Origin of the sequence: Flammeovirga sp. OC4, from assembly GCF_000812565.1 — a bacterium.
Taxonomy (GTDB): domain Bacteria; phylum Bacteroidota; class Bacteroidia; order Cytophagales; family Flammeovirgaceae; genus Flammeovirga.
In genome coordinates, this window is the sequence record NZ_JTAM01000031.1 from 1 (window position 1) to 20,790 (window position 20,790).

Genomic DNA, 20,790 nt, shown 5'->3' on the forward strand with positions numbered 1-20,790 from the left:
TCAATTATGAGACAGCCTCTTTTTTTATGAAAATTTTTTAGAGTAAGGTAAATACACTATTCCGTATATTACTGTAAAAACCATAGCTCGTGTTGTAAAACCTGATAAAGTAAGTTCGCTTGATTCAACTACTAAGTATTCTAGTAAGAATGATAGTAAAAAAAGCATTAGCAAATTGGACATGAACGTATTGACTTGTTGGATCATTGAATTAGGGTAAAATTGACGTTAATTAAATATTCATTAATTTATATTTTTTATTGGAAAAAAACAAATAAAAAGCCCCTTCTTACTACATTGTGTTACAAGAAGGGGTTTTATTGATAATGTGATTTTGGAACAGTTAATAGTAGATAGATCTCTCAACTTCTATCTATTTTGTGCGACTCATTCACTAAAATGAAGAATTGTAAATAAAAAAATAGTCGCACGCTTAACTATCTTTAATAATAGAAAATAGACTTTAAATAATGGGTGGTTTAAATTAATTCCAAAATGCTGTTTGTAAAGGACCCTTACTTTGATTTAGTAAAGGCCCTTATATATTATCTAACTACAGCCAATTATTGTCTTGACGCTTTGTATTCGATATCTGTTTCTGAAGATTCAGAGACATTTAAGTTAGTTACTGTGAAATCATCAGCATCACCGTTGTAAGTATTATCAACGTGCTTTAATGTAACATCATGCTCAATAGATACACCAGTAGGGAAACCTTTCACGATTACGTTTTCCATAGTTACTTTAGAACCTACACGGATTTTGAAACCTTGTGAATCAGAACCGTTTTCCTCAGCAATCACAGTGATGTTTTTCAAAGTAGGGTGAGAGTAAGGCGTAGCTTCATGGTTTTGTGAGTTGTTGTCTCCTTCAAAACCACGGTCACAACCTTCTGCTACATGAGCGTAAGCATTTTCTAAAGTACCAGTCCAACCTTCAGTCCAATCAAATTGATCATCTTTGTTATCTGTAGAAACTAAGAAAGAAGCGTTGGCAGTACCACCGAACCACTCAAATCCATCGTCGTCACCTTTGTGAGCTTGTAAGTGATGACACTCAGTTTGGTTACCCACACCGTTAAATGTAAAACCGTTGTGTTCTTTATCTGTAGTGATTTCGTTACCACCAAACTCTAAACGGATATATGATAATGAACCAGAGTCATCGCTAGGGTTATCTCCACCGTACCATAATTCTTCACCATCGATACCAGTACCTACTTCAGGATGTGCCTTACCACCTTCTACATTGATTGGAGCAAGTCCATTGATGATGATACCACCCCATGAACCAGGAATCTGATCTTGAGAAGTAAATACAATCATGTTGTCAGCAGTACCGTTTGCTTCAATTTTGGCACCTTGCTCTACCATTAGGTAAGCAACATCTTCTCCTTCAAGATCTACAACTCTTACACCAGGCTCGATCGTTAACGTAGCTCCGTTTCTTACGTGAACACCACCAGAAAGAATCCATGTAGAGTTTTCTTCTAAAGTAAAATCTTCACTAATGTCTCTTGGAAGAGTACCGTCAGCATTATCTGCAGTTACATCTTCGACATTTGTACCTGGGAAATCTACAGCTACAGCCCAGTCACCTGGAGTCCATCCTGTTGCTTCACCATCGATAGCGATTGGTTGCTGCTCTGTTAATTTCGCTGCAAGGATTTCTCCTTCGCTTTGTGAAGGTCCTTCAGTAGTTTCGTCGTTGCTGTTACATGCAACAAGAACAGAGGCTAACATTGAGATAGCTGCAAATTTTTGTACAAAGTTTTTCATTTGATTGAAAGGTTTTAGAAAAAAGACTTAAAAATTATTTTTATTAAAATGTGTAAGACAATCCTACACCTAGTTCCATTCCTAGCTTATAAGCTGAGACTTGTTTTGTTGTACCACTTTCAAACTTTTGGTAACGTTCGATAGATGGATTTAATAGGTTTTTAGCAGATACATTGAAACTTAATGCGTCTTTGATTTTGTTTCTGACAATGAGGTCCAATGTACCGAATGATTTTTCATAAATATCTCCAGCTCCCATTGCTCCTGCAGCAAAAATTCTATCACCAAATGTGGTATAAGTTAAGGTGAAGATGGAGTTAATATTTCCATTGTTCCAGTCTTGTTGATAACCAATGTTGGCATTAACAATATAAGGAGAAGCACCTTGTAAAGCTCTTTGTCTGTTCGTTACAATCGTGTTGATATCATCAGCAATTGTCATTTGAGAGTACATAAAAGTACCATTCATACCAATTGTAGTATTTCTTAAAGCCTCAGAGCCGTTGTTGATGATCGAACCTAATGATTTTTCGAATTCAATCTCAATACCTGCTACCGTAGCCGTTCCGATATTATCGAAAGAATAAACATTACCTGCAGATGGTCTAGCTACTTTCTCAATCGGATTATCTAAGTATTTACCAAATAAACCTACTGAGAATAATTCACCAGAGTTAGGGAAGATTTCATATTTCAAATCGACATTATAGTTCTGAGCGTTTTTCAAATTAGGATTACCAATAATCGCTTCTCCACCAACAACAGTTTGATATTCGAAAGGAATCAACTCTCTCATTCCAGGTCTTGTGATTGTTTTGCTCGCTGCAAACCTCATATTCGACCTTTCATCCAGAGCATATTTTAAGTTAAAGGAAGGTAAGAATTCAACAGATTCATAACTATCTTCTCTGTAAGGATCAGCAATCAGGTCACCTTGCATTTTATATTTTACATACTGTTCTCCAATTTCTGTTCTTACTCCTACATTCATCTTTAATTTGTTGGGCATGATGTCATAGTCATAACCAGTATAGAAGGAATGTACATCCATTTTTGCCTGGAAGTAATTATTCGGAATTGTAAAAGGAGAGTAGAAGATGGTTTCATTTTGAATCCATTCATTGATTCTTGCATTCGGATCTTCAGAATTGATCCCTCTTACGACTGCACTACTCGATCTCATGTTCGTCTGGAACCACTCAAATTCTCTGTCTTTTGATTTCATTTGGTAACCAAACCTCAAAGTACTTCTAAAGGCATCATGTTCATTATTAAAAGCACCTAAGCCAATTGAAAAATCCGTTCTTGCTGCATATTCTACCTCGTTCATTTCACCCCAATAACGGTGGTTATCAAAAGCATTACGAGAGAATAAATTGACTTCTTTTCCATCTACAGATTTATCAGAGAATAATAATTGTCTTCTATCAGGTTCTTGTGATAGGGTAGCAGTTCTTGAAACTCCCCAAGTGAAATGGAATCGATCGTTCTCCATAAACTTATGATCACCTGAGAATTGATTTACAAATATGGTATTTTGAAGATAGGTATTTCTTCGTGCGAATAATGTTTCAGTATCTAAGTCGTTGTTGTAACCATAGTTCTCATCAACTGAGTTAAATGATTCGTTGACAACAATATTATTGAGTTTGAATTTATGTTTGTTATTAAGCTCGAAAGTGAAGTTCAATAATGCTGAAGTGTTGGTAGAGTAGATCCATTCTTCACGGTCATAATCTACATAAGGAGTGGCTTGGGCATTGTAAGCCGCAAAACGACCGTCTCTGTATTCGTATTTGTTATTGTGAGCTAACGATCCGATAATACCGAAAATACTTTCATCTCCAATATCCCATGATTTACCTCCAGAAGCATTTAAACCAATATTTAATGGTGCTGTTGCTGTTGTTGGAGACCATGATGTATTATATGCTCCTGGCTCACCGTTTGGAGTAATAGTCGGGATTCCACCTTCCGGTCGTTGTCTCGCATTGCCATTAAAGCCAAATGATTCGTATTGTCCGTCTTTGTGCGTTTTAAAATCATTGAAAGTAGCTAATGTATTAAAGGCTCCTGAAATTCCTATTGTAAAGAAAGCATCGTCAGGGTAATCTTTTAAAGTAATATCAATGTTAGCACCTGCAAAGTCTCCGTACAATTCAGGAGTTGCTGTTTTTGATACTCCAATATTTTTTACCAAGTCCGTAGGAAAGATGGATAAGGGAATTACTTTTAAATCAGGGTTAGTAGAGGGAACTGGTAAACCATTCATAGTTGCAATATTATAACGATCTCCGAGACCTCTTACATAAAGTCCTTTACCTCTTACTTTTGCTACACCTGTCATTTTTGTCATGGCACCTTCCACATCAGAAACACCTTTTACAGACATTTCTTCAGCTCCGATAGATTCAATCATGACATCGGCATTTTTACGCTGTACCATTAAAGCTTCAGCACTTTCAGTATTGGCTTTAGCTACAATTTCTACGGCATCAAGTTCTTGTGCGTCTACTTCTAAATTGAATTTTAATTGATGTTTTTGTCCTTCGACCACATTGACTGTTTTGATTACAGTTTTGTAGCCGATGAAAGTAGCTAGGATTTCTTTATGACCAGCTTCTGCTAAAAAAGAAAACTGTCCATATATATCAGTGGAAGCACCGGTGTTGGTCCCTTTGATAATTACACTTGCTCCTATAATTTCTTCGCCAGTGTCAGCATCGAAGACGGTACCTGAGATTGTACCCTTTTGTGCCCAAGATGTCAGTCCAATTGAAGTTAATAAAATTAGGAAAAAAAATTTCTTCATTTGTTAATCGGTTTTATTTACGTCGGCAAAAGTAGACGAAATAGATCTCATCGATTTATACAAAAAATGAAGAATTTATGAATTGAAAAAAATGTGTATGATGTTAATGTTAACCTGTTAAAATGTTGTGATTGTGGTAGTTGTTAATTTATATAATACATGTTAAGTCTAAAAAAAGCTAAATCAATATAACAGTGAGTACATTGATTTAGCTTGTTTTGGAGTATTATTTTACATTTTCGAATACCACTATATCTTTGCTTAATGCTTGACTAATATTACCATTTTCATCTTTGAATCTTACCCAAACATGTTGCCTTCCTCTACCTGCTAAAGTCCATTCGATCTCAGGTTGGTAATTGACCCATTGAGCAGTTGAAAAATCATTTGAGTTGGACAACTGCATTTCTACAGTATCATCGGATACTTTTGTTTTTACAGTTACCGTCAGAGATTCTGTACCCGTTGCACGGTCATTGAACTCCATGTGATGGAGAATAGGGTGGCTTGTATCTAAAATGATAGAAGCAGAAATAGGTTTTGAAACGGTACCTGCTTGATTTTTTACTTTAAAATAAACCTTGGCAACACCGTCTTGGTTATTCAGTTTCCATTTTTTGGTATGTCTGAAAGGTTCCCAAGTAGAAGGTGACGCGAAGCTATAATCGTTACAAATAATCATCTCAGTGGCATGTTCAGCATTTAGTTGGAGTGTCACTTCAACTTCTCCTGTTGATGGCTCATTATTATTAATGCTAATTTCCGTCGCCATTGGGATAGTTCTATCTAAAATGATTTCACTTCTGGTTTCAAAAGATTCATTACCTGCATAATCATAATACTTGGCATATACTGTCTTTTCACCATCACCTTCAGGTAACAACCATTTTATTCGCGAACGGTAATGTGTCCAATAGGCATTAGAGAAGTCTGCATTATTAGATATAACCATAAAATCAGCAGATTCGCAGATTGGGTTGAGTACAACTTCTCTATTGTTGGCCCTTGTATAAAAGTTTCCACCATCAATCACAAGTCTAGGTTTAGATGGAGGATCTCTATCCCAAATAATATCTCTTTTTACAATTCGTGTAACGTTGTCGTGGTTATCTTTAAACTGAATGTAAATTCTCTTCTTCCCTTCTTCGCCCACCAAAGGATAGTTGTAACTTTCTTGGTAAGGTAACCATTCTGCTCCTTCCCAATAAGGGTGATCAGATACTCTCATATAATAGGCTGAATCAACTTTGAACTCCATATCCAACGCAACATCTCTTATAAAGGTAAATTGACTTGGTACAGTAATTTGTTCAGGTAATTCAGGAACATTGATTTTTACGTTAATATCTTGTGGAGAGGTTGCATCAAAATACAGCTTCTCAACAAGAGGTTCTGATATATTTCCCACAAAATCCTTAAAGCGGACATATAAAGTTCTATAACCAATAGGACCACCTTTCACGCTCATACCATAGTAAAATGGAAGTTCAGTATAAGGTTTCCAAGAAGCAGTGTAAAAAGTTGAATCTTCAGTGATTTGCATCGCTACGGCAGTTTCAGCTTTGACTTTTACAACATAATCTTTGGTATAGTAAATACGAGATTCTGTAGGTAATACTTCAAGGTCAATAGAGGTATTTAATGGAGGAGTCTTATCCCAAATGATATGGTCTTTCACAATCTGACTCTCTGTTCCAGTTTCTGACTTAAATTTAGCATAAATAGTTTTTACACCATCTGGATCATGAAGGTAATGCGTTATCTTATTTGTATACTCTTGCCATTCTACACTTTCCAAACTTTCATCAGCACCAACTTTCATGTGAGTAGCATTCAAACAGAATAGTCCTATTTCTACTTTTCCATCTCCTCTTGTATTATATTCATTATTATTATCTAAGCTAATTCTAGGACTAAGAGGTCTTACCTCTTTATAGATAGAGTCTGCATAGATCTCAGAAACATTTCTTGCACGATCTCTAAATTGTACTTTTACTGTTCTATACCCTCCTTTGTTACCAATGAAAAGGTCAAAAGGAGCAGTAGAAAACTCTCTCCAATACGCATTGTCAAACTCCTCTGCTAACCCTACCTTCATCATAAGTGCTTCTTGGGCATTGACTCTTACTCTTACTTTATTATCGGTAGTTTTCCCTCTACCATAGATCTTAATACGACCATGTGTTGGAGGGTCCTTGTCATAGTGTATTTTAGCCATAATTGGCCTTGATTGGTTTTTGGCTCTATCTCTATATTTAATCCATACTTCACGGTCTCCACTTTCACCTTCTTCTAAAGTCCACATTTTTACCTTAGAGAAAGGTTCCCAATCACCTGCTGTATGGAAATCTTTATCATTTGAAATACGCATCTCATGACCATGAGTAGCATGTAATTGTAAACTTACATTTGTAGATTTTGTGTATTCGTCTCCATTATTAATGGCAATTCTTGGATTAATTGGAGGTTTAGTATCGATATAGATCGCAGTATTGATCAGCCCAGACTCATTTCCAGCCTTATCTCTAAATCGGATATAGACTCTTTTATACCCCTCAAATACATCATCTTCCATAGTCCAATCTTCCATGTAATCTCTGTACCTTCTCCATTTCTGCCCATAGAAGTTAGTACTATTACTGATTTTCATATACTCAGCATCTTTTGCACCCATTTCAAGTGCAACTTGTCTGTTATGGGAGTTGACATACTTAACACCTGTTTCCTTGTCTAAAATAGAGTAGTCAGGTACAATATCAATATATTGAGGAATTGGAGGTTTAGTATCTAGTTTAATATGGTCAACGTAAACTTTTGTTTCATTACCCGCATTGTCTTTAAATTTCACATGTACCTTTTTGATACCATCACCGGGTGGTAATAACCAAGTATTAAGATGCTTCCTGAAAGGTCTCCAGTTTTTTTCATTAAAAACACCTGTATTACTTAAATTCATCCAAGTTGCTTCTTCGCACTTGAAGTCAATTTCTACATTTCTATATTTGGTATAATTACCTCTTGAAAAGTTCACTCTACCTCTGTAAGGTGGTTTTGTGTCTAAATGAACAAAAGCCACAAAAGTATTGGTGGTAGTTCCATTTTTTAATTGAAACTTGAAGAAAATTTCTTTGGCTCCATCACCTTCAGAAAGTGTCCAATAATATGTTTTTTGATAGCCAATCCATTTACAATCACTGAAATCAAAGTTTTCACTGATTTTCATTTTGTAGGCTTCAGGAATATTAATATTAAGTTGAACTTTTTTCTTATTCGTTAACTCACCCTCTTCAATACTTACACCAACTTGTGCGATTGAGAAATGTTGCAGGCAAAGAGTGAGTAATAGAAATGAAAAAATATATTTAAGTTGAAATTTCATGACAATCTGGAAAATTTAATATGGCATACTGCAAATATTGGGCAAGAACTTTTTTTCCTTCCAAATCATCTAAGCAGAATCTAAAAAAACGCTATTAAAGTTTAAATCTTAACGCCGCAGCTGCGATAGAAATTGTACTTGAGTTTCCAGAAAGTGAGAAGTAAGAAAGAATATCATGTGTAGATATACCTACTTCATAAAAACCTTTTCTTGCAGAGTAGGTAACACCAATTGGAAGTTTGAATGTGTCGTTGTTTCCTCCAATGTTAAATCCAGTGGAGAATGATAATGTTTTGAAAGGCTTAAAATCACCGCCTATGGCATAAAGAGGTTTTTGTAAGTTACCAGGAGCATCATTTTGAGGTATAATAACGTCTACACCTACATGTACTAAGCGGAAGAATTCATAACTAGCACCAACTCTGATGGTTGTCGGTAAATCCACTCTTTGGTTGCCCTCTTTTTTTTCCCATTCTACAGCTGAGTTACTACCTGCTAATTGAAAAGTACCTTCATTTTGTATAAAAATATTATAGTTGTCCACACCCTGACCATTTACTCTACCTAAAGTAAGGTCACCTACTGAGTAAATTTGACCAGTCCAGTTCATTTCCCCGTAGTTATTGAGTGCTACACCAATTTTTAAATTTCTTTTGATGACAAAAGTAAGTCCAAAATCAAGTCCGAATCCTTCACCAGCAGGTTTTGGATTGACCAACTTTTCCGAAAGAGGTCTGCTGTCAAAATCATCTTCGACTAATCCATTAGTTAAAACATCAACAGGGTTTACAAAAGAAGAGGAGAATACCGGACTTTGAAATTCACCGTTTTGATTTACATCAAAATCCATAATCAATAAACCTTGTAAATAGCGAATGCCGAAACCTCCATAAATGGATAAGTCATAAGTTTCAAGTAATTGTCCACCATAAGAAAAATTGAATTCACGAATCCAAGTAGATTTCATTTTTGTACCATCCAAGACCGAAGAAAAAGATTGTTCATCGTCAGGATTTTCAAAAAAACCAGCTTGAACTTGATCTAATTGATCATCTGTCAATGTACCTCCAGTGTGTCTAGGGTTATCGATGATATCACCATTTGCCATTTTTAATTTTGGAAAGTAGCTACTTGCAGCTCCCATAAACATCAATTCGGCAGTAAATGGATTTGTTACGGTATATGTACTTACTCTGTCTCTAACGCTAAATGCTATACCTCCATATTTCTTGGGCATTCTCCAGCTAAAACCAAAGAGCATCACATTGGCATCTACGTTGGTACTATTATTACTGAATTTATTGATAGCTTCTTCTCTTTTGGCGTAATCAAAACGATCTGTTCTGAAGTTGGTCATTGCACCCAACAATTCATTCGTGTTGATGGCTTCCGAACTAAACGCAACATTTCCTTCTAATAATCCGAAAGTGAATTTTGGATCTCTATAGTTTTTTTTGATTCCGATGTTGGCAGGGTTAATACCAATAGCTTGATAGTCAGTTACGAAAGTTGTCCCCACGCCACCACGACCAGTCACTGAGTAAACACTTCCTTCACTTTGAGCGTAGATTTGATTTGAAAAGAGCAATAATAAACTGAAAGTGAGTGAAAAATATATATTTTCTTTATATGATTTCATAAAAGTCTGAAGATAGTTTTTTGGCCTATTTAATAGTAAAGTACCAAGAACACTGTGAACAGTAGTGTTAAGAAACGTAAATATAATTAATCGAGCAATATTTTTTAAACAAATGTGAAAAATATGTACTGACTGAAGTTACTTTGCACTAATTCTATCTTTATTTTGTTATTGATAATCACTTTACTACTGATAGTGGACTTACTTTTTGGATAGAACTCACAAAAAATAAAAAATAATTGGATAAAATTTATTTTTGGCTTAATACTTAATTCTATATTTCTTAACTTAAATTAGTTGATGAGTATGGAGAAATTTTTGGTAATAAAGTTTTACTTTTGAAAGATAGAGTAAATTCAAAAAATTACTGCTATTGCTATCTTCCCTTATCTATATTAAAAAGAATCATCAAAAATGAATAAAAGAAAAAAGTTTGTTGTTTTTGCGGGCATTAGTTTTCTAGCACTTTTTTTCTTTTCTTTTTCAAGTAACAAGGTTAGTAACCATTACTTTGAAATAGCGAAGAACATGAAAATATTCGCTCAATTATACCAAGAAGTCAATACCTACTATGTAGACGATGTTAACCCATCGGAGATGATGACTACCGGCATTGAAGCAATGTTGGCTACTTTGGACCCTTATACCAATTATATTCCTGAAGATAAAATTGAAGATTACCGTACAATGACTACTGGTGAATATGGTGGTCTTGGCGTTGTTGTTGGAAATAGAGGAGGCAATATTACCGTTTTACTCCCTAATGAAGGTTACCCAGCTTATGAGGCCGGTCTTCAAATTGGAGATATCATAGAAAAAGTGGACGGTGAAGACATGAAGGGTAAAGGTACTGAAGAGATCAGTAAGTATTTGAAAGGCCAAGCAGGAAGTGAAGTAGTTTTGACCATCAAAAGATATGGAAAGGAAACCTCGTTTGATGTACCAGTAAAAAGAGAAAAAATTCAAATTAATAATGTTCCTTATTATGGTATGGTAACAGATGATGTTGGATTAATTCAATTAAGTGATTTTACTAGGAATGCCAGCCAAGAGGTAGGAGATGCATTAACAGAATTAAAAGATAGAGGTGCCTCAAAAGTGATTCTAGACCTTAGAGGAAACCCTGGAGGTTTATTGAATGAAGCAGTAAACATTGTCAACTTATTTGTTCCTAAAGGTTCTGATGTAGTGTATACTAAGGGACGTATTGAGGATTGGAATAAGACATATAAAGCTATGAATGCTCCTTTAGATACAGAAATTCCAATTGCTGTTCTGATCAATGGAGGAAGTGCTTCAGCTGCAGAAATTGTTTCTGGTTCAATTCAGGATTATGACCGTGGTGTTTTGTTAGGATCAAGGTCATTTGGTAAAGGTTTAGTACAGGCTACTCGCCCATTAGATTATAATTCTAGATTGAAAGTAACGGTTGCTAAATATTACATTCCAAGTGGCAGATGTATTCAAGCTATTGATTATAGCCATAGAAATGAAGAGGGTGAAGCAATTGTAGTTGCGGATTCTTTAAGAGAGCAATTTACAACAGCAAATGGAAGAGTAGTTTTAGATGGTGGTGGAGTTGCTCCAGACATTAAAGTGAAGCCTTTTAATTTCGCTCAAATTTCTATTAGTTTGATTTTAAAGGGGTTGATTTTTGATTATGCTACAAAATACCATTATGAGCATGAATCGATCGCACCTGCTAGAGATTTTGAAATCACAGATCAAGAATTTGAAGACTTTATAGCTTGGTTGAAAGACAAGGATTATGGCTACAAAACAAAAGTGGAAGTTTCTGTAAAAGAACTTGAAGAGAGTGCTAAAGCAGATAAATACTATGATGATATTCAAGAAGAAATTGAAACGTTAAAGAAGAAAATTTATCATAATAAGGAGTCTGATGTTATAAAATTCAAATCTGAGATTAAAGATGTTTTACAAGCTGAAATTTGTAAGCGATATTATTTAGAATCAGGTGAGATCGAATCTACATTCAATGCTGACGTAGATGTTATTGAAGCAGTGAAAGTATTGAATGACAAAGAAAGATATCAGAAGATTCTGACATCAAACTAAAAAAAGATTCTTTTTGAAAGAAGGTTATCAGAAATGATAGCCTTTTTTTATATTGTGTATTCTACAAAAGTTACTTTGTACTATTTTTGATGGAGTAATATAAGCTATTGCACATTTGAAACTGGGATAAGTTGAATTATTATTTTGCCTTATTATAGTAGACAAGAAGATCCAAAACATCCGATTTTAATTGTTCAATTGCTTATACAACAACAAGCAAATGGATTGTGATTTATAGCCACTCTTAAGTTTATCATTGTTACGATCAGTGTGGTCTATTGGGACTTATCCAATCCTTTTAGATGAAATTTTATAATTCTAACTATTATGTTCGCTAACAATCAGTTTATAGATAACATATTAAAAATCTTCACATATACATTTGAAATTGGAGGCAAAACATTTACTCCACTTTCTATTTTACAGGTTATTTTTTTCATCGTCTTGGTATTCTACTTGTCCAAAAAATTAAGAGACATATTAGTAGATAAAATCTTATTAAAATACCATGTAGATGAAGCCATCAGTTATAATATAGGAATTTTAGTACGGTACTCCACAATAGTGGTTGGTTGTGCTATTATCATTCAAAGTACCGGAATAGACCTCAGTTCTCTGCACGTTTTGATTGCCTCTCTAGGTGTAGGTATTGGTTTTGGTTTGCAGACGATTGCAGATAACTTTTTGTCGGGTATTATCATCCTTTTTGAACAACCCATCAAAGTAGGAGATATGGTAGAAGTGGGTGATGTTAGAGGACGTATAGTTGAGATTTCATCTAGATCATCAACGATAAGAACGAATGATAATATTACCGTAATTGTTCCTAACTCTCACTTTATTTCTAATAATGTAGTGAACTGGAGTTATAATGAAAAAAGTGTAAGATTAAGAATTCCAATTGGAGTGTCATACAAAGAAGATCCAGAAAGAATTAGAAAAATAGCATTGGAGGAGGCACATAAGATTGAAGGAATACTTCAATTTCCTACCCCGGATTTGGTTTTTACAGAATGGGGAGACAGTTCCATTAATTTTACTTTGAACATCTGGACAGTCAATTATTATTCGAAGCCAGATATCCTGAAGAGTCAAGTGTATTACGCCCTTTTCAAAAGATTTAGAAAAGAAAATATTGAAATACCATTCCCTCAAAGAGATTTAAACCTAAGAGATGGTTGGGAACAATTAGAATCAGTAAAAAGTTAGATATCATACTAAAATAGTGATAATTTGATATACATCAATCATATTTTGATAGTCTTGAAGAAATGTTTGCCGTTGAACAATCTATAGTTTTCAATAAGAACAAATCAACTCTAATCTAATATGAAAAAGTTACTTCTTGTTTTCCATTTGATCGTATTTTCATCTTTTACTATTTATGCTCAAACAGCAACAAATACTTCAATTGCCAAAAGTTTAGGCCTTTTTGTATTTCCTTCTGATGGGCAAGATCAAGCAGCTTTAGATGCTGATGAAATGGCTTGTTATAAATGGGCCATTCAACAAACAGGTTATGACCCCATGAACCCGACAAAAGTAGAGGCAAAACAGGCTGATACTTCTGCAGATGGATCAATGGTTGTTGGTGCAGCAGGAGGAGCGGCAGCAGGTGCGGCAGTTGGTGCTATTGCTGGCGATGCAGGAAAAGGAGCAGCGATCGGGTCTGTTGTAGGAGGTTTGAAAGGTAGAAGGGCAAAGGTGTATGGCGATGCAAAAGAACAAGCTCATAATAATGAAGTAGCGGCTCAACAGGAAAAAGAATTAAAAGATAATTTTAATAAAGCATTTACGGCTTGTATGAGTGGTAAGGGTTATACAGTGCAATAGCACAAAAAAAAATGAATGTAAGAATTAAAGAGTGATGAGAAATGAGTGTGATGTATAGCACCTTTCTACATCACTCTTTTTTTATAACGTACTAAATTTTTTGAAATCTGAAGGTAGCAACAGCAGGTGTTACTTCAGTACCATTTCCTAAAGGAGCCGATGTAATTTCGAATATATTGACTACTGGATCAGATGGAGCATTGGGTGATGTAAAGGTTTCACCATCATCAGTCCCTGAATCATAGTGTATAGGTGTGATGGTCACATCATCGACCCACTCATTATTGGCATAAAGGTTTAGGTTTTCTACAGCAACAAACCAATCAGGGCTTGGGGCAATCATAGAAACTAAACTCACATAACTATGGTCACTACTTACTGTAATTTCAAATTCAATTTTTCCAGTTCCAGAAGATAATCCTCCTTCACTAATTAAGAAATCGGCTTTTCCAGTAGAAATAATATCATTGATCTCAGTAGTGAGAGGCGATTTTCCTCCTGTTTCTGCCATTACCTTGATGCCATTAGTGGCTAATGTATTTTCTTTAAAAAGTGTGGTGTCTGCCGTATGTGCCATTCCAATAACACCTGAAAAATGAGAATTACTCGGATAATCTGTTGGATGAGAACTTGAAGACCAAGTCCCCTGATAGGTAATTTTATAGGTAGCGGTTGTTGGATCATTTCCACCAGGAGGTTGTACATTATCATCATCATCCGAACAGCTAAATAAAATTCCGATGAGTAATAGAGAGAGAATTCGTAGGTTTTTCATAATATATTTTTGTGGCAATTTAAATTTTGTTGATATAAAGATACTTTATTATAAACCCACGAGATGTGAAGAAGTTCACATTTAAAGAAAAACTTTCTTTAGTCCTTTTGTACTTAATATAAATACAAAGGGAAGTACAGGAGGTAAGAAGCGTCCGTCCCAGTTTTCACTTGTGATACTTATTGTGAACAACTGCAAGAGAAAATAAATCAATCCCCAAAGCTCAATTTTGGTGAGATTACTTTTCCTAATTCCTACTACCGCAAAGATGTAAATGGGGTATAAAAATAGAATACTATATAGGTTATGTGAAAGAGAGTAGTAGGGCTTGATGTGCGTCATAAAGAGACTGCCTTTTACAATACTTATTTTTAAGAAGTAAGGGAAGTTTTTAAAGGCGAATAAAAACAATTGAGTAATTACTCCAAGCTCTTTTGAAGGTAAATAGGGGTTGTCTAATGGCTTGATTTCAAGTGTTTCTTGAAAATAAATAATCTCAGGAAGTAAGTAGCCCTCGATCATTAAAGGCCCATAGTAAGCGAGCATTTCATTGATAAGCAATCCCAAAAAAAGAAAGGCAATCAAAAATACATATTTGTAGTTGGTTTTTCGTTGAAGGATAAAAAGTGTGATACAAAAACTGAGGAGAAATAAGATGCCGTTTGGGCGAGTAAGAATACATAAAATACCAACGACTATTCCGGCCCAATACTTCTTCTTTGAGATGAAATAAATTGTAATAATACTCAAAGAGGTAAATATTGATTCTGTATAAAGTATAAAATTCCATTCATGTAAAGGAATCCAACTTAAATACATGAGTACACCACAAAAGGCTAAAAATTGATCTTTGAAATTATAGAAAAGTAAACGAAAGAAGAAGATCATACTGCAATAGGCAATGATCAATTGTCCAATAACGATAACCGTAATTGAATCTGTAAATAGTTTGATGAAAGCGATGTATAGACAATATCCTAAATACCAAATTCTTCGATCGGCTATAAATGTGCCCTCTATTAGATCTTGGCCTGCTTGTAAATAAAGAGGTGAATCAGCCCCTTCTTTTATATGAAATTTTTGGAAACAGATCCATTGTACACTCATCCATAACAGTGATACTATCAGTTGTAGACTGAAAATATTTTGTTGATTGACAAAATCTCTAAGCCGCCTGATCATCTAATCGTTTAATATCAAAATTATTAAATCCTTCATGTACTACGATTGTGATTTTGTTTTGAGAGAGAAGTTCGAGTACGGCCAGGAAATTAAATACAATGGAAACATTATTGAAGTCTTCCTGAATAAGTTCCATAAATGAAAATTCTTTACGAGTTTCCAATCTTTTGATGATTGTATCTTGGCGTTCTTCTTGAGAATAAGGATAAGGGACTACTTGATGTCGAGGTGCATTTTCTCTAGCTTCTGCTTTTCTTAAAGCAGTTTGATAAAACTTGAGTAATTTAAAGAGGTCAATATCTTGTAACTCTTGTTCAACACCTATTTCCTCTTCAAGCTGTTTTACTTCTGTCTGAATATTTCCTCTTTTCTCACGGTCCAACATGTCTGCTTCCCATTCTTCTAGAGTGTTCAGAACAGATTTATATTTCATATATTCCAAAAGGTGTTTCACCAATTCATCTCTAGGGTCAATGTCATTTCCCTCTTCATCTTTTTCCACTCTAGGTAATAGCATCTTTGCCTTGATTCTCATCAAGGTTGCTGCTACAACTATAAAGTCGCTGGCTAGTTCTATATTCAATCGTTCCATTTCCGCCATATATTCCATAAAGTCATTAGTGATACTGTAGATAGGAATATCATGAATATCCAATTCATCTCTTTGAATAAAGAAAAGTAAAAGGTCAAAAGGACCTTCGAAAATGGGAAGGTTGATTTCGAAACTCATGAAAAATTATAAATGTAAGTGGATACGGCCAGACTCATTCAATGACAGTTTGATTACTTTTCCAAAGTGAAATTGAAGTCTGAATATATTTTTAAGTGGCATTTCTAAAAAATGAGCTAAAAAGACTCTCATGACTACACCATGTGCAACTAAGGCAATTTTTTCTCCTTCTTTATAATTATTGATTTCATTCCAGAAAGAAACCAAACGCTCTTGTACCATCTCTAACGATTCTCCATTTGGAGCAGCAACCTCATCAAATTCTTTTGACCACTGTGCTAGTTCAGTCTTAATGTCGGCAAACTTCTTCATTTCCCAATCACCATAGGAAATTTCCATCAATCTTGGTTCACATACTTTCATATCACACCTCAAAGTTGTAGCAAGTAGCTTACACCTTTTAAGTGGACTGTAATAAACCGAGTTGAATTGTACGTCATCAATGGTTTCTTTTATGGTTTTAACTTCTTCTTCAAAAGTGTCCACCACATCTAAGTCTGTTTGTCCGTAAAGTACTGTGTTAGCATCAATATCAGGAGTTGTGTGCCTGATAAGATAAATTGTCATGCTCATAGTTTTAAGCTTTATTGCATTGCCGATTGTAGGTACTGTGCAGTGTAGCCTTCTTTGATTTTGATAAGATCATCTGGTTTTCCCTCAAAAACAATAGTACCACCATTTTTACCTCCTTCAGGTCCAATATCAATTACCCAATCTGCTGTTTTGATCACTTCTACATTATGTTCAATGATAATTGCAGAGTGTCCTTTATCAATTAGTGCATTGATAGACTTTAAAAGCTTATCAATATCATGGAAGTGAAGTCCTGTAGTCGGTTCATCAAAGATAAACAATACTTTTTCACTTTCCTTTAATGTTCCTTTGGCTAGGAAGGAAGCTAATTTCACCCTTTGTGCTTCACCTCCACTGAGTGTGTTGGAAGATTGTCCTAGTTGAACATAACCCAGACCAACATCAAGAAGAGGTTGTAAACGTTGGATGATTTTCTTTTGATCACTGAAAAATGCTACAGCATCATCCACACTCATGCGTAGTATATCTGAAATACTTTTCTCTTTATACTTAACATCAAGAATTTCTTTTTTGAAGCGATCTCCATTACAGCTTTCACAAGGAAGATAAATGTCAGCCATAAACTGCATTTCGATTTTGGTGGTTCCTTCACCTTGACAAGCTTCACATCTACCTCCATCTACATTGAAAGAGAAAAAGGCAGGTTTGTAACCTCTTTGAACAGATAATTCTTGTTTGGAGAATAGTTCACGAATAGCATCATAAGCTTTGACATAAGTGACCGGGTTGGACCTTGAAGATTTTCCGATTGGATTTTGATCTACAAATTCTACTCTATTAACGGATGAAATATTCCCTTCGATTTGATCAATCTTTGGTTTTTCCTCTGTATGCTGTCCTAGCGCTCTTAGTAAAGCTGGTGTAAGACATTTTTTTACTAAAGTAGATTTTCCTGATCCCGATACTCCCGTGATACAAGTAACGGTTCCTAGCGGGAACTTTACATTTACATTTTTGAGATTATTCTCTCTCGCTCCTTTAATTCCAATAAACTCCTTCCATTCTCTACGTTTTTCTGGAGTAGGTATGCTTGATTTTCCACTCAAATATAAAGTAGTGTGAGAGGTATCAGGATGTTTTATAGCTTCTTCAATAGATCCTTGAAAACGGAGTTCACCACCATAGGTTCCAGCATCGGGGCCAATATCAATAATCTGATCTGCAGCTTTCATGACTTCCTCTTCATGTTCTACAACAATTACTGTATTCCCTAATTTTTTTAATTCTAAAAGTACAGAAATTAAGTTTTGAGTATCTCTAGGATGCAGTCCGATACTTGGCTCATCCAGAATGTACATAGAACCCACCAAGGCACTACCCAAGGAAGTGGCTAATTTTATACGCTGATATTCACCACCGGATAAAGTGGAAGTAAGTCGGTTGAGCGTCAAATATCCCAAACCAACTTTATTCATATATTTTAGACGGTTTTTAATTTCCGCCAATAAGCGGTCCGCAATTTTGTGATCGTGCTCACTGAGGTTGATAGTATTGAAGAAGGTTTCACTTTCTGCAATCGGCATCAATACAACATCTACAATAGATTTGCCATCTACTTTTACATAAGAAGCATCCTTTCTTAATCTCGAACCGTGGCATTCAGGACAAGTTGTTCTACCTCTATATCTAGATAGCATCACTCTGTACTGAATTTTATGTTTTTTCGATTCTAGATGATCAAAAAATGCGTTGATTCCTTTAAACTTTCCTTTCCCTTTCCAAAGAATATCTTTTTCATCCACAGTCAATTCACTGTAAGATCTGAAAATAGGGAAATTGGTTTCGTGTGCAGTATCTAAAAGAGGCTTTAACCACTTTTTCATTGTCTCCGTTCTCCATGGAATAATGGCATCATCAACAATGGAGAGTGATTTATCAGGAATGACCAAGTCTTCATCAATCCCCAATACTTTACCAAACCCCTCGCATCTTTTACAAGCACCATAAGGGTTGTTAAAACTAAATAGGTTGACACTCGGCTCTTCGAAAGTCATTCCATCAGCCTCAAATTTATCTGAGAATGTTTTGATGATACTCTCTTCTCCTCTTCTTACAAATTCGATTTTACATTCTCCACGACCTTCAAACAATGCAGTTTGAACAGAGTCAGCAATTCGGAATTGATTTTCTTCATCTCCTTGCTTTACCGCATTTCTATCAATCAACATTTCAAGGTCATCTAAAATGATTTTTTCGCCTTTTTCCAGTTGATCAATCAGTTCTTCGATATAAACAATCTCACCTTTAAGAATAACTCTTGTAAATCCTTGTTGGAGGAGGAGTTTTAAGACTACATCAATTTCTCTTCCTTCTTGTAAACCCAAAGGGCAGGATACGATGAATCGACTTCCTTCTTCAAAAGAATAAATGTAATTGACAATATCTGTTACGGAAGATTTGGCGACTTCTTGCCCTGAAACAGGAGAGTAAGTTTTACCAATTCTTGCAAAGAGGAGTTTTAGATAATCGTAGATTTCAGTGGTAGTTCCTACAGTAGACCTAGGGTTTTTAGTAGAAACTTTTTGCTCTACAGCAATGGCAGGGCAGATTCCTCTGATATATTCTACCTCAGGTTTTTCCATCCTTCCTAAAAACTGTCGAGCATATGAGCTCAAGCTTTCTACATACATACGTTGACCTTCAGCAAAAAGAGTGTCAAAAGCCAAGGATGATTTTCCTGATCCAGAAACACCTGTAATGACTACAAAACTGTTTCTTGGAATAGCAACGTCAACACTTTTTAGGTTGTTTACTTTTGCCCCTTTTACAATAATAAAATCTTTAGGATTTAATTGATCTACCGACTGCATATAAGAATGGATATTTACTGAACTACAGAGTATAAAATTAAGCGATCTATCTCTATTTTTGACTATGAAAGAGGAAATATCTACATCATTTTTTGAAAAAGCACCTTAATTCTGTCACCGAAAAAAAAAAGTAATAAAAATCATGTCAGTTTTTTTTAAATGCTAATTGTTTTCATGATTTTTGAACGGTTACTTCTGCAATTGAGTATGCGGAATACAAAATTCAATTGTTTATTTTGTAAGGTAGAAGCTTAAATCTACTCTTAAATTAAATTACTATATACACTCGGCGAGAAATATTTTTTTCCTATTTTTAGTTGGTTTTAAGAGCATGTTTTTCGTGACGTCAAACACGCTTTTGTTATGATTTTTTAAAATGGCATTTATTCTAAAACTATATTTGATTTGGGGACTCAGTATGTTTGCATTGGGTTTGATACTACTTTATCCATTTTTTGCTATCATTATCTGGTCTTCCAACAACAAACTGCTTAAAGCGACTTATTATGTAAATAGATTATGGGCAGTATTTACCTATGTCATGATCTTGGTTCCAGTAAAACGTATCAGAAAAACAAAGCTCAATAATTCTGAGCCTTATATATTTGTGTCTAATCATTCTTCTTTTTTAGATATACCTGCAGTTCAGCTGATTGTTAATCAATTTGTGATTTTTCTAGGGAAAAGAAGTTTAGCAACTGCTCCACTATTTGGCTGGATGTTCAGAAATCTGCATATCTGTGTGGATAGGGGAAATCCTGAAAAGACCGAAGAAATGTTTAGAAAGTGCCTTACCAAATTGGAGCAAGGGTTTAGTATTGGCGTATTTCCAGAAGGAACACAAAATAGAACTCCACCTACATTGAATAAATTTAAAGACGGAGCATTTATTCTCGCCATTCGTGCTCAGCGTCCTATCGTTCCGGTTACCATTGTGAGTAATTGGAAAATATGGCCTGCATTGGCTCCAAGACTTTCATGGTCTCCTTTAATTCTGGTTCAACATGAACCCATTCCTACCAAGGGAATGACACTCAAAGATGTAGCAGAGTTAAGAGTAAAGGTGAAAGAAGTAATCGAAACAGAACTAAAAACACGTTATCCCAAGGAATATAATTTGTGAAATATTAGTATAAATTTTATAGAATTATTAAAAAATGACGTACTTAGTGTTTTAGAGTG

At 35.0% G+C, this 20,790-nt stretch carries 13 protein-coding genes; 4 read left to right on the forward strand and 9 right to left on the reverse strand.

Features of this window, described 5'->3' with window-relative positions; genetic code table 11:
* Nucleotides 1–563: 563 nt before the first annotated feature.
* The 4 genes from PL77_RS17260 to PL77_RS17275 all read right to left on the reverse strand — a co-directional run bounded on the left by PL77_RS17260 (nt 564) and on the right by PL77_RS17275 (nt 9,608).
* Nucleotides 564–1,778, reverse strand: coding sequence for a hypothetical protein (locus PL77_RS17260; RefSeq protein ID WP_052444511.1), 1,215 nt, complete (start codon nt 1,776–1,778; stop codon nt 564–566).
* Between the two features lie 43 nt (nt 1,779–1,821).
* Nucleotides 1,822–4,590: a TonB-dependent receptor gene (locus PL77_RS17265; protein WP_044208022.1), complete on the reverse strand. Its 2,769-nt coding sequence runs from the start codon at nt 4,588–4,590 to the stop codon at nt 1,822–1,824.
* 226 nt (nt 4,591–4,816) lie between these two features.
* Nucleotides 4,817–7,969: a hypothetical protein gene (locus tag PL77_RS17270; protein WP_044208024.1), complete on the reverse strand. Its 3,153-nt coding sequence runs from the start codon at nt 7,967–7,969 to the stop codon at nt 4,817–4,819.
* Between the two features lie 94 nt (nt 7,970–8,063).
* Nucleotides 8,064–9,608: a DUF5723 family protein gene (locus PL77_RS17275; protein ID WP_044208026.1), complete on the reverse strand. Its 1,545-nt coding sequence runs from the start codon at nt 9,606–9,608 to the stop codon at nt 8,064–8,066.
* Between the two features lie 528 nt (nt 9,609–10,136).
* Here PL77_RS17275 and PL77_RS17280 point away from each other — a divergent pair.
* The 3 genes from PL77_RS17280 (at nt 10,137) to PL77_RS17290 (ending at nt 13,517) form a co-directional block, all read left to right on the forward strand.
* Nucleotides 10,137–11,684 carry a S41 family peptidase gene (locus tag PL77_RS17280; protein WP_253273996.1) on the forward strand — a complete coding sequence of 516 codons (1,548 nt, stop codon included), beginning with the start codon at nt 10,137–10,139 and terminating at the stop codon, nt 11,682–11,684.
* Nucleotides 11,685–12,011: 327 nt separating this feature from the next.
* Nucleotides 12,012–12,893, forward strand: coding sequence for a mechanosensitive ion channel family protein (locus PL77_RS17285; RefSeq protein ID WP_044208031.1), 882 nt, complete (start codon nt 12,012–12,014; stop codon nt 12,891–12,893).
* A gap of 120 nt (nt 12,894–13,013) precedes the next feature.
* Nucleotides 13,014–13,517 (forward strand): glycine zipper domain-containing protein, encoded by a 504-nt coding sequence (locus PL77_RS17290; protein WP_052444512.1) that lies wholly within the window; start codon nt 13,014–13,016, stop codon nt 13,515–13,517.
* 91 nt (nt 13,518–13,608) lie between these two features.
* Here PL77_RS17290 and PL77_RS30730 read toward each other — a convergent pair whose 3' ends face one another.
* From PL77_RS30730 to uvrA, 5 genes are all read right to left on the reverse strand, one after another.
* Nucleotides 13,609–14,292: a spondin domain-containing protein gene (locus PL77_RS30730; RefSeq protein WP_052444513.1), complete on the reverse strand. Its 684-nt coding sequence runs from the start codon at nt 14,290–14,292 to the stop codon at nt 13,609–13,611.
* Between the two features lie 81 nt (nt 14,293–14,373).
* Nucleotides 14,374–15,474, reverse strand: a complete 1,101-nt coding sequence (locus PL77_RS17300) for a hypothetical protein (RefSeq protein WP_156152409.1) — start codon at nt 15,472–15,474, stop codon at nt 14,374–14,376.
* Nucleotides 15,458–16,204 (reverse strand): ScpA family protein, encoded by a 747-nt coding sequence (locus PL77_RS17305; RefSeq protein ID WP_172665889.1) that lies wholly within the window; start codon nt 16,202–16,204, stop codon nt 15,458–15,460. The genes PL77_RS17300 and PL77_RS17305 overlap by 17 nt, the downstream gene beginning before the upstream one ends.
* A 6-nt stretch (nt 16,205–16,210) precedes the next feature.
* The gene (gene cobC / locus PL77_RS17310; RefSeq protein ID WP_044208037.1) at nt 16,211–16,771 is read right to left on the reverse strand and encodes an alpha-ribazole phosphatase family protein; all 561 of its coding nucleotides are present in this window, start codon (nt 16,769–16,771) and stop codon (nt 16,211–16,213) included.
* A gap of 17 nt (nt 16,772–16,788) precedes the next feature.
* Nucleotides 16,789–19,608, reverse strand: coding sequence for an excinuclease ABC subunit UvrA (gene uvrA / locus PL77_RS17315; protein WP_044208039.1), 2,820 nt, complete (start codon nt 19,606–19,608; stop codon nt 16,789–16,791).
* Between the two features lie 376 nt (nt 19,609–19,984).
* Between uvrA and PL77_RS17320 the strand changes: the two genes are divergently transcribed.
* Entirely contained in the window at nt 19,985–20,731 is a 747-nt protein-coding gene (locus PL77_RS17320) for a 1-acyl-sn-glycerol-3-phosphate acyltransferase (RefSeq protein ID WP_044208042.1), read from the forward strand.
* The last annotated feature ends 59 nt before the right edge of the window (nt 20,732–20,790 follow it).

Excerpts from the sequence above, each read along its gene's own strand:
- cobC (WP_044208037.1), bottom strand. The coding sequence starts at position 16,771 with ATGACAATTTATCTTATCAGGCACACAACTCCTGATATTGATGCTAAC.
- PL77_RS17320 (WP_044208042.1), top strand. The coding sequence starts at position 19,985 with ATGGCATTTATTCTAAAACTATATTTGATTTGGGGACTCAGTATGTTT.
- PL77_RS17285 (WP_044208031.1), top strand. The coding sequence starts at position 12,012 with ATGTTCGCTAACAATCAGTTTATAGATAACATATTAAAAATCTTCACA.
- PL77_RS17260 (WP_052444511.1), bottom strand. The coding sequence starts at position 1,778 with ATGAAAAACTTTGTACAAAAATTTGCAGCTATCTCAATGTTAGCCTCT.
- PL77_RS17265 (WP_044208022.1), bottom strand. The coding sequence starts at position 4,590 with ATGAAGAAATTTTTTTTCCTAATTTTATTAACTTCAATTGGACTGACA.
- PL77_RS17270 (WP_044208024.1), bottom strand. The coding sequence starts at position 7,969 with ATGAAATTTCAACTTAAATATATTTTTTCATTTCTATTACTCACTCTT.
- PL77_RS17275 (WP_044208026.1), bottom strand. The coding sequence starts at position 9,608 with ATGAAATCATATAAAGAAAATATATATTTTTCACTCACTTTCAGTTTA.
- PL77_RS17290 (WP_052444512.1), top strand. The coding sequence starts at position 13,014 with ATGAAAAAGTTACTTCTTGTTTTCCATTTGATCGTATTTTCATCTTTT.
- PL77_RS30730 (WP_052444513.1), bottom strand. The coding sequence starts at position 14,292 with ATGAAAAACCTACGAATTCTCTCTCTATTACTCATCGGAATTTTATTT.
- PL77_RS17280 (WP_253273996.1), top strand. The coding sequence starts at position 10,137 with ATGAAAATATTCGCTCAATTATACCAAGAAGTCAATACCTACTATGTA.
- PL77_RS17300 (WP_156152409.1), bottom strand. The coding sequence starts at position 15,474 with ATGATCAGGCGGCTTAGAGATTTTGTCAATCAACAAAATATTTTCAGT.
- uvrA (WP_044208039.1), bottom strand. The coding sequence starts at position 19,608 with ATGCAGTCGGTAGATCAATTAAATCCTAAAGATTTTATTATTGTAAAA.
- PL77_RS17305 (WP_172665889.1), bottom strand. The coding sequence starts at position 16,204 with ATGAGTTTCGAAATCAACCTTCCCATTTTCGAAGGTCCTTTTGACCTT.